The organism is Actinokineospora guangxiensis, from assembly GCF_042657845.1.
Lineage (GTDB): Bacteria > Actinomycetota > Actinomycetes > Mycobacteriales > Pseudonocardiaceae > Actinokineospora > Actinokineospora guangxiensis.
Genome location: NZ_JBHSKF010000013.1, coordinates 216,626 through 225,984 on the forward strand (window position 1 = coordinate 216,626; position 9,359 = coordinate 225,984).

8 protein-coding genes are annotated in these 9,359 nt (G+C 75.9%); 7 read left to right on the top strand and 1 reads right to left on the bottom strand.

What is annotated here, in order from left to right; all coding sequences use genetic code 11:
- Positions 1 to 25 precede the first annotated feature (25 nt).
- Complete coding sequence (locus ACFPM7_RS23190) at positions 26 to 214, bottom strand: thiazolylpeptide-type bacteriocin (protein WP_378249837.1); 189 nt, start codon at positions 212 to 214, stop codon at positions 26 to 28.
- A 258-nt stretch (positions 215 to 472) separates the two neighbouring features.
- Between ACFPM7_RS23190 and ACFPM7_RS23195 the strand changes: the two genes are divergently transcribed.
- From ACFPM7_RS23195 to ACFPM7_RS23225, 7 genes are read left to right on the top strand one after another with little or no spacing between them, the layout of a single operon-like run.
- Positions 473 to 1,438, top strand: a complete 966-nt coding sequence (locus ACFPM7_RS23195; RefSeq protein WP_378249838.1) for an ABC transporter ATP-binding protein — start codon at positions 473 to 475, stop codon at positions 1,436 to 1,438.
- Positions 1,435 to 2,265, top strand: coding sequence for an ABC transporter permease (locus ACFPM7_RS23200; RefSeq protein ID WP_378249839.1), 831 nt, complete (start codon positions 1,435 to 1,437; stop codon positions 2,263 to 2,265). Before ACFPM7_RS23195 ends, ACFPM7_RS23200 begins: the two co-directional genes overlap by 4 nt.
- Before the next feature lie 42 nt (positions 2,266 to 2,307).
- Positions 2,308 to 2,466 carry a thiazolylpeptide-type bacteriocin gene (locus ACFPM7_RS23205; protein ID WP_378249840.1) on the top strand — a complete coding sequence of 53 codons (159 nt, stop codon included), beginning with the start codon at positions 2,308 to 2,310 and terminating at the stop codon, positions 2,464 to 2,466.
- 53 nt (positions 2,467 to 2,519) lie between these two features.
- Positions 2,520 to 5,105: a lantibiotic dehydratase gene (locus ACFPM7_RS23210; RefSeq protein ID WP_378249842.1), complete on the top strand. Its 2,586-nt coding sequence runs from the start codon at positions 2,520 to 2,522 to the stop codon at positions 5,103 to 5,105.
- Entirely contained in the window at positions 5,102 to 6,136 is a 1,035-nt protein-coding gene (locus ACFPM7_RS23215) for a hypothetical protein (protein ID WP_378249843.1), read from the top strand. Before ACFPM7_RS23210 ends, ACFPM7_RS23215 begins: the two co-directional genes overlap by 4 nt.
- Before the next feature lie 6 nt (positions 6,137 to 6,142).
- Positions 6,143 to 7,609: a hypothetical protein gene (locus tag ACFPM7_RS23220; protein WP_378249844.1), complete on the top strand. Its 1,467-nt coding sequence runs from the start codon at positions 6,143 to 6,145 to the stop codon at positions 7,607 to 7,609.
- Positions 7,606 to 9,216, top strand: a complete 1,611-nt coding sequence (locus tag ACFPM7_RS23225; protein ID WP_378249845.1) for a YcaO-like family protein — start codon at positions 7,606 to 7,608, stop codon at positions 9,214 to 9,216. Before ACFPM7_RS23220 ends, ACFPM7_RS23225 begins: the two co-directional genes overlap by 4 nt.
- Positions 9,217 to 9,359 lie beyond the last annotated feature (143 nt).

Sequence of the window (9,359 nt, forward strand, 5' to 3'; positions counted from 1 at the left end):
CGGGGCATTTGGGCCCCGGGTCGGACTACTGCAGGACCTGGTCGTTGCAGCAGGAGGACGAACCGCAGGTCGAGCAGGTGGTGCAGCTGGACGAACCGGAGGTCGCGCCGGTCTCCGGCACGTCCACGGCGTCGCGCATCACGGTGACGCTGAGGTCCGACAGGTCGAGCTCGCCCAGGCTGAAACCGTTGTCGCGCTGGCCGTCGATGCTCATGGTGGTGGCCTTTCTCGGGGGTTCTTCCGCTCCGACCGGGGCGGCATGGGATGAAGTCTGCACAGGTTCGGCGCAGAACACCCGACCGCCGTTCTGCGGTATTGACAACCCCGGCGGGCAGCGGTAGACGAGCCCACTGAAACCCGAAAACTGCTGTCTTGACACGTTTCCAGCCGCCGGTACCGTTCATTTCACGGGAACGCCGCCGACGGTGGCCGGACCGATCCGACTAATAGCCTCTCTGCATTGGTGTGGGCCGTGAACGCTGTCGAAGTCAGGAATCTTGTCAAGAAATACCCGAAGAGCCCGGCCGCCGCCGTCGACGGACTGTCCTTCCAGGTGCGCCGCGGCGAGGTCTTCGGACTGCTCGGCCCCAACGGCGCGGGCAAGACCACCACGATCGGCGCGGTGACCACGCGCCTCGCGCCGACCGAGGGCGAGGTCGAGGTCGACGGCGTGGACGTGCGCCGGGACCCGGTCGCGGCGCGGGCGCGGCTGGGGGTGGTCCCCCAGCGCAACAACCTCGACCGCTCGCTCGACATCCGCCAGAACCTGCTGTTCCACGCCGCCTACCACGGGGTGCCGAAGGCCGAGCGGGTCCGCAGGGCCGACGCCCTGCTGGAGCGCCTCGGCCTCGGCGGTCGCGGCGGCGACCGGGCCGACCGGCTCTCCGGCGGGCAGGCGCAGCGGGTGATGATCGCCCGCGCGCTCATGCACGAGCCGAGCGTGCTCGTGCTGGACGAGCCCTCCGGCGGCCTGGACCCGCAGTCGCGGCTGTTCGTGCACGAGCGCGTCGCCGACCTCAAGGACGAGGGCGTGACCGTCGTGGTGACCACGCACGACATGGCCGAAGCGGCCAAGCTGTGCGACCGGGTCGGCATCGTGGACAAGGGCAAGCTGCTGGCCGTCGGCACCCCCGACGAGCTGACCGCCTCCCTGCCCGGCAGCGCGACCCTGGACCTGACCGTCGACGTCGGCGAGCGCACCTCCGACGACGTCGTCGCCGCGCTGTGCGACGTGGACGACGTCATCCGCCTGGAGGTCGTCTCCCCGCGCCCGCCGTCGGTGCGGGTGCGCCTCTACACCGCCAAGGACGCCGCCGCCGTGCTGCCCGCCGCGCTCGCCGCGTGCGGCCGCGCCGGGCTGGCGATGACCGACGCCGCCGTCGGCCGCCCCAGCCTGGAGGACGTCTTCCTCAACCTCACCGGACGGGAACTGCGATGACCGCCTTGATCACCCCGCCGTCTGCCGGGAGCACCGCGCGCAGGCACGTCCCCCTGCCCAGCCGCACGGCCGTCTTCCTGGCGATCCTGCGCCGCGACTTCGTCGCCACCTGGCGGGAGATGGGCTCCTTCCTCGCCCAGGTCGTCATCCAGCCGGTGCTGCTGCTGTTCATCTTCGGCAAGGTGCTCGGCGACATCGGCTACACCGGCTCCGGTTTCGGCGACGTGCTGCTGCCCGGCCTGGTCGCGATGAACGCCTTCCTCGGCGCGCTGCAGAACACCGCGCTGCCGCTGGTGATGGACTTCTCCTTCAGCCGCGAGATCGAGGACCGGCTGCTCTCGCCGCTGCCGACTTCCCTGGTGGCGCTGGAGAAGATCGTGTTCGGCACGCTGCGCGGCATCGTCGCCGCCGCCGTGATCGTCCCCATCGGACTGCTGATCCTGCCCGGCGTCGCCTGGCCCGCGTCGGCGTGGCTGCCCGCGCTCGGCGTCACCGTCATCGGCGCGTACCTGGGCGCCGCGATCGGCATGACCGTCGGCACGGTGGTCTCCGCGCGTCGGATCACGGTGATGTTCACCGTGGTGCTGACGCCGCTGATGTTCACCGGCGCGACCCAGTTCCCGTGGCCCGCCCTGGACGGGATGCGCTGGTTCCAGATCGTCTGCGCGGCCAACCCGCTGACCTATCTCAGCGAGGCGATGCGCGCGGTCGTCGTCCCGTCGGTGCCGCACATCCCGCTGCTGATCTGCCTCGCGGTGATGACCGCCGCCGCCGCCCTGTTCACCGCTGTCGGCGTGGCGGGCTTCCGCCGCCGCGCCCAGGACTGACCCGATTCCCCCAACCCCAACCCCAAGGAAGCGAGGATTCCCGTGGACATCAACTTCGACCTCTCCGACCTGGTGATCGAGGGACTGACCGTCACCTCCCTGCGCGACGGCGTCGCGCTGCCGGAGACCGGCGCGTCCGCCGCGGCGAGCAGCTGGTGGGCGTCGTCCTGCTGCTGCTGCACCGAGCCCCAGATCCAGTAGCCCGCCGGGGGCGGGTCGCCCAGCGCCCCGCCCCGACGACCCCGGAGAACCCGATGACGACATCCCTGACGACCGAGCGGCACCGGGGTCGCCCCGACCCCCGCCCCGCCGAGGACAGCGCCGGACACGGTCCCGAGCATGGTTCCGAGCACGGTGCCGAGCATGGCGTCGAGGCCGCTCCGTACGCCCTGGCCAGGGTCGCGGCGCTGCCCTACCCGGCTCCCGACCCGGCCACCGCCCGCTTCCGCGCCGCCCTCGCCGAGGCGGCCGAGACCGCGGGCGCGCTGGCGGCCGCCGCGGGCCCCGCCGCCGACGCCCTGCACGCCAGCGCCCCGGGCCACGGCGCGGACTTCCACCGCCGCGTGGTGCTGCCGCTGCGGCGCGACATCCACAACGGCAGGACCCCGCGCCGCGCCGACCTCGACGGCCTGCGCGCCCGGGTGCCCGAGCTGCACTCCTGGCTCACCGCCCACGAGCGCCTGGCCGCCATCGCCGAGGAGCTGACCGCGCTCTGGCCGGACGCGCTGGCCGCCGACCGGGCCCGCCTCGCCGAGCTGTGCGGACGCGAGGAGCTGCGCAAGGCCGCGACGCTGACCGGCCGCGACCTGCTGCACGGCATCGACCGGGCCGCGGCGGCGGGCGCGCACCCGGACAAGCGGGCGCGCAAATCCGAGCACACCGCCCTGCGCTACGCCCTGCGCGCGGCGGCCAAGACCAGCCCGCTGTCCTGGTACACCCATGTGGCTTTCGGCCTCTGGGAGGACGAGGCGACCGAGGACGTGCCGGACTCCGGGCCGAACGCCCCGCGCCCGACCACCCGGATCAACCGCGCGCTGCTGGACCGCATGGCCGCCGCCCTCGTCGCCGACCCGGCGCGGCGCGCGGCGCTGCCCCACCGGCTGGCGGCCGACCTGCGCGAGCGCGACGGGCAGTACCTGTTCAACCGGGACGTCGCCGTCGCCAGCACCCACCTCTCGGCCACCAGGGAGGAGGAGGTGCGGCTGCCCGCGACGCCGCCCGTGCGGTTCGTCGTCTCGACCGCCTCGGCGCCCCGGCCGCTGGCCGAGCTGGTCGCCGAGCTGGCCGCCCGGCTGCCCGGGGCGGACACCGCCGCCGCCAGGTCCTATGTAGACCAGCTGGTGGCCACCGGCCTGCTGGTGCCGCTGCTGCCCGTCGGGGAGCAGGACACCGACGCGGCGGGCGCGTGGGCCCGGTGGCTGCGCGAGGCGGGAGCCGCCGACGTGGCCGACCAGGTGGTCGACCTCGACCGCGCCACCACCGCCTTCGGCGACCTGCCCGCCGCCGAGCGCGTCTCGGCGCTGGCCGCGCTGGCCGAGGGCTGGGCAGCGCTGGGCGAGGCCGTCGGCGCGGACATGTCCGGCGCGCCCGTGCTCGCCGAGGACGTCGCCCACCCCGCGCCGGTGCGCCTCGGCGCGGCGCACGGCCGCGGCACCATCCCGACGCTGACCGCGCTCACCCCGCTGACCATGCTGTTCGACCACCAGCTCCTCGTGCGCAGGCTCTCCCGCGACCGCTTCGTCGAGCGCTTCGGCGAGGGCGCCGAGGTCGACCTGGCCGACGGCGCGCGGATGATGGCCGACCTGTGGAGTGAGGCGTTCGACCCGGAGAGCGCCGCGGGCGGGGCGGCGAGCGACCTGACCGCCGCGCGCACGGTCGTCGCCGACCTGGTCGCCCAGGCGGGCGATGGGGACCGGGAGATCCCGCACGAGGCCGTGCTCGCCGCCGCCGACCTGCTGCCGCACTGGATGCGGACGCGGCCGGTGTCGTACTCCTTCTTCGCCCAGCCGCTGGAGCGCGGCCTGGTCGTCAACCACGTCTACGCGGGCTTCGGCCGGTTCACCAGCCGCTTCCTCGACCAGTTCGCCCCGGCCGCGCGGGCGATGGTCGCCACCCAGGTGCGGCGGTCGCTGGCCGACCTGCCCGCCCAGTTCCGGCCGACCGCGGGCTTCAACGCCAACCTGCACCCGCTCGTCACCCAGCACGAGGTCGGCGAGGACCCGGCCCGCGCGGACATCACGACCGCGGGCCTGGTCCTGCGCCACGACCCGGTGGGCGACCAGCTGCGCGTGCGCCACCGCACCGGCGGCGTCGACCTCGACGTGCTGTACCTGGGGTTCCTGGTGCCGTTCGCGCTGCCGGAGCGGCTCTCCCCGCTGGTGTCGGACCTGGCGTGCGGGCTGCCGGGCCTGTCCCGGCTCGCCGTGCGCACCGGCGACGGTCTGGTGCGCACCGAGCACCGCCTGACCTACCGCGACGTGGTGCTGGTGCGCCGGTCCGTGCGCTTCCACGGCGCGGCGGCCACCGCGCTGCGCGCCGGGCTGGGCGGGGAGTCCCCCGCGCTGGCCGCGGCCCGGCTGCGCGGCGAGCACGGGCTGCCCGCCGAGGTGTTCGTCAGCACGCTGGGCGGGGTCAGCTCGATGAGCGAGTTCAGCCGCAGGCAGCGCGCCGCCAAGCCGCAGTACGTCGACCTGGCCGACGCCCTGCACCTGCGCTGCCTGCCCCGGCTCCTGGACCGCCACCCCGACGGCTTCCAGGTCGCCGAGGCCACGCCCGTGCCCGGCGCGACTGGGACCAGGGTCACCGAGATGGTGATCGAGACCTACCGGAGGGCCACATGACCGCCGCCGACGTCCTCTGCTTCTACCGCGCGCCGATCAAGGCCCCGCTGCTGCGCGCGGTCCTGCCCGCTCTGCCCGACGACGCCCACGTCGAACGGCACTGGCTGCGCGGCCCGCACCTGCTGTTCCGCGTCCCGGACGGCGCCGCCGCCCGGCGCTTCGCCGACGTCCTGCGCGACCGCCTCGCCGCCCTTCCCTCCACTTCGGACATCACCGAGGCGCGGCTGCTGGCGGAGTCCGAGGTCGCCGGGCGCGCCGAGCTGGTGCCGCCCCCCTACGGCCCGATCCAGCCGGACAACACCGTCGCCGTGCGGGAGGTCGACCGGGCCAGGGTCGTGTCGATCCTGGGCGAGCGCACGGCGCTGCTGCGCGACACCGCCCTCGCCGACGGCGTCCCCGCCGTGTCCGACCTGCTGGCCCGCCTCGGCGCGGCGGGCGACTCGCCGACCGAGCGGGTGCTGCTGGCCTGCTCGGCCATGGCCGCGATCGCCGCCGGGCACCCGAGCGGCTGCGGTCTCGGCGCCCAGTCCTTCCGCTCCCACGTGGACGGTCTGCTGTTCCACGAGGACACCGCGGGCGTGCTGCGGGCCCGCTTCGACCGGGCGTGGTCCGACGGGGCGGACGAGGTCGTCCTGCGCGTGCGGGCCGCCATCGACGGCGCGGAGACCAGGTGGACGTCCTGGCAGTCGGCCACCCGCGGCTTGGGCGCCCTGGCCGGGCCGCCCACCGGCCACAGCGCCACCGCCGACCGCTTCGGCGACCCGGCCCTGTCCGCCCGCTGGCGCCCGGCCACCCCGGGTGAGGGCAGTGAGTACCACCGCGTCCTGGCCCGCATCGACCTGACCGCCCCGGCGGTCGCGGGCCCGCTGACGGCCCACCGGTTCACCACGAACATGCTCTACCTGCTCTTGGCCGTCTGCGACCTGGCGCCCGTGGAGCGCCTGCTCGCCGCCGACCTCACCGCCCGCGCCGTCGAGGTCGTCACCGGCCTGACCTGGCGCGAGCAGCTCGCCGCGGTCACGGGGGGCTGAGCGGAGATGCTGCTGCGCCTGCGCCCCGTCGTCCACGCCTCCCCCACCGCCACCGGCGTCCTGGTGCGGGGATGGCGCTCCTCCTTCGCCGTCGAGGGCGGTGGCGTCGCGACCCTGTGGGACCGCGTCGCGACCGCCCTCGCCACCGGCGTCCCGGCCGAGGCACTCCCGGACACCGGACCCGTCGGCGCGCTGGTCGCGCAGCTGCGGGCCCACGACATGCTGGTCCCGATCCCGACGAGGTGGGACGGGCCGCCACCCCCGGAGGACGTGCTGGCCTGGCTGGAGAGCGTCGCCGCCGACCCGGCGCTGGCCTGGCGGAGGCTGTCGGCCGAGCCGGTCGCGGTCCGCGGGTCGGGGCTGCTCGCGGCGGCGGCGGTGCGCGCGCTGCGCAACGTCGGGATCGGCGTCGAGGTGTCGATCTCGGCGGGCGACGGGGTGCTGCTGTCCGCGGGCGGGGTCGCCGTCGCGGCCGGGTGCGGGGACCGCACCGGGTTCGCGGTGGCCCCCGGCGGCGAGGGCGCGGTGGAGGCGGACGCCGCGGATGTCGCGCGGCGGCTGGGGATCGTCGGCGAGCCCGCGGAGGTGCTGGCCGCGCTGGTGGGCTCGGCGGCGGCGCACCGGCTGGTGTGCGCGGTGGCCGGGCTGCCGGACCCGTCGGGCGGGCCCGAGCGGCCTGGCCGGGAGTCCGGTGGCCCGTCGGTGTTCGTGGCCGACCTCGACCCGCTGCGCGCCGAGTACCACCCCTGGTTCTCCCGGCACCGGGAGTCGGTCGGCGGACTGGACACGCTGTGCGACGCGCGGCTCGGGGACCTGGCCCCCGTGGAGCCCGACGACCTGCCGCAGCTGCCGGTGCCGGTCGCCCGCTGCGGTGCGGCGATCGGCGCTGGCGTCGAGCCCGGCCGGGCCCGCGTCGCGGCCGTCACGGCCGCCGTCGCCGGGCCGGGAGTCGTCGCGGGCATCGCCGATGACGCCGAGGGCCTGGCCCTGCGGACCGCCGTGCACACCTTGGGCGGCGGCACTCCCCTGCCCGCGTCCGCCTGGTCCGGCGACCCCGCCGCCCGCCGGTGGTGGAAGACGGTCACCCTGCGCTTCGGGGTGCCCGCGACCATGACCGTGTCCGAGTGGGCGCCCGGGGTCGTCCACGCGGTCGTCCGCGATGACGCCGGGCTGCTGGGCTGGGCGGTCGAGTCCACACCCGGCGCCGCGGCCGCATGGGCCGCCGCGTCGGCCGCCGCGGGCTGCCAGGTCGGCGTCCGCCCCGGCCCGCTGCTGACCGGCAGCGGGGCGACGCCCCCGCAAGCGCCGCCGTGGCCTGCCGAGGACTTCCGCTGGCCCGCCCCCACCGACGAGCCCGCCTTCCGCGCGGCGGCCCGCGCCGCCCTGCCCGACCTGCCGACGCCCACCCCGCTGTCCGCCGCCGCCCGCGCGGCGGGCATCACCGCCTTCCGGCTGCCCGGGGCGCACCCATGACCCCCGGGCAGCCGGCCACGACCACGCGTCGGGCACCGGCTTTCCCCATCCGCCACGACGGCCCCCTCACCTACCTCGGCCCGCTCCCCCACCCGGATGCGCCCGGCTGCGCGGACTGCGCCGAGTCCGCCCGGCGCGAGGTGACGGCGCGCCCGGCCGACCCGGCCGTGGTCGCTCCCGCGCTCGCCCTCGCGGTGCGGGCCGTCCGGAAGGCCGTCACGACGGACGCGCTCTACTCGGTCGACACCACGACCGGCCGGGTGCGCGGCCACCGGGTGGGGCACCGTCCCGAGTGCCCGGCGGGCGCGCCCGCCCCGGCGAGCGTCCCGACCCGGGCGGTGCCGGGGACCCTGCGCGTGCCCAACCCCGGCACCGCCCTGCCCGCGCTGCGCGCCGAGCTGGTCGACGAGCGGCACGGACCGATCACCTCGGTGTCCCGCGTGGACTCCCCGCTGCCGCTGGCCGTCGTGTCGGCGGAGCTGGGCGGGTCGCGGCAGGCCGGGGTGGGCAGGACGGGGGACTTCGCCGCGGCGGAGCGGGTCGCGCTGCTGGAGGCGCTCGAGCGCCGCTGCGGGATCGGGGTGGGGGCCAACGCCGTCATCACGGCCTCTTTGGCCGAACTGGGCCCCGACGCGCTCGACCCGCGTCTGCTGGGCCTGCACCCCGACGCCGCGTACGACAGCGGGGAGCTGACCCGCTTCGCCCCCGACCAGCCGATCCGCTGGGTGCACGGGTGGGACCACAGCGCAGGCCGAGCGATCGCCGTGCCCGAGCAGGTCGCGTTCTGGGGCGCGCCGGGTCCCCGCTTCCTCCGGGAGACCTCCAGCGGCTGCGGCCTGGGCGGCAGCCGCGAGGAAGCCGCCCTGCACGGCTTCTTCGAGTGCGCCGAGCGCGACGCCTTCCTCATGGCCTGGTACACGCGCGCGCCGCTGCCCCGCCTGCGGGTCCCCGCCCGCGAGGGCTTCGTCCCCCACCTGGACGACCGCATGGCCGACCTCGGCTACCGCGCCCGCTACTTCGACGCCACCAACGACCTCGGCGTCCCCACAGTCCTGGCCTGGGCCGAACACCGCGGCGGCCCCGCCCCCGCCGCCTTCTTCGCCGCAGGCGCCCACCCCGACCCGGCGACGGCCCTGCGCTCAGCCGCGGCCGAACTGGCCCTGTGCGTCGTCGGCGCCGCGGAACAGGCCCGCCACAACCCCCACCTCTACGACCGTGCCCGCCTACTCCCCATGCTCGACAACCCCGACCTCGTCCGCACCATGGACGACCACGTAGCCCTCTACGGCCTCCCCGAAGCCGCCCCCGCCTACACCTTCCTCCGCGAAGGGCCCACCGTCGACCTCCCCGCCCCACCCCCCTGGCTGGCCGACGGCCCCTCCCTCCCCGACCTCCTGACCCACTACGCCGACCACCTGCGCCCCTTGAACCTCCCCCTCTTCTCAGTGGACCAAAGCGACCCCACCCCCCGCTCCCGCCTGGGTCTCTGGTCCACAAAGGTCATCATCCCCGGCACCCTGCCGATGACCTTCGGACACCGCTTCCGCCGTCTGACCAACCTCCCCCGCCTCCACGCCACCCACACCCTCCCCCACCCATTCCCCTGACCCACGCCACGTACTCGCCCACTCCACAAACCCACTTGCACACGACTCACTCGCCCACCCAACCCCGCTCGCTTCCTCCCGCCCTCCCGCTCTCCTGATCCCTTCCGCCCTTTCACCCCACCCCCCTCCCGCCACCCCCCCCC